Origin of the sequence: Aeromonas sanarellii, from assembly GCF_000820085.1 — a bacterium.
Taxonomy (GTDB): Bacteria; Pseudomonadota; Gammaproteobacteria; order Enterobacterales; family Aeromonadaceae; genus Aeromonas; species Aeromonas sanarellii.
This window is the reverse complement of the sequence record NZ_CDBN01000018.1, coordinates 1-504: the sequence shown is the minus strand read 5'-3', so window position 1 is coordinate 504 and position 504 is coordinate 1. Positions and strand designations below refer to the sequence as shown.

The window sequence follows — 504 nt, the reverse complement described above, 5'->3', positions numbered from 1 at the left end:
GAACCGCCCCCCTCCCCCTCCCGAGATGGAGGTGGCGAGCACGGACAGGCCGCAGATGGAGAGCTCCCCCATGGACATGCCCAAGCTCGACATCCCGGTCAACATCGGTGGTGGCAACGCCCTGGGTGCCTACAGCACCGGCGGCGGTGGCGGCGGCATGGGTGGCAACAACGGCGCCATCCCGATGGCGACCTTCGAGCCCATGATGCCCCGCAAGGCGGCGCTGGCCGGCCTCGCCTCCGGCAAGGTGCTGGTGGAGTTCACCGTCACCGAGCGCGGCACCGTGAGCAACATCCGCATCGTCAAGGAAGAGCCCCGCAGCTATGACCTCGGCAAGGCGGCGCGCCAGACCATAGCCAAGTGGACCTTCAAGCCGGCCATGGTGGACGGCAAGCCGCAGCCCAGTCGCATGCAGCAAGAGATCGAGTTTGCGACCAACTAAGGAAGGTGGCGATGAAAAAGTTACATACCCTGATCCTCGCCCCGGTGGCCATGGCGGTGCTG

1 protein-coding gene is annotated in these 504 nt (G+C 66.3%); it reads left to right on the top strand.

All coding sequences use genetic code 11. The annotated features are described in order from the left end of the window. On the top strand, positions 1-442 hold a 442-nt coding region (locus BN1132_RS03570; protein WP_042075097.1), incomplete at its 5' end, for an energy transducer TonB. Positions 443-504 lie beyond the last annotated feature (62 nt).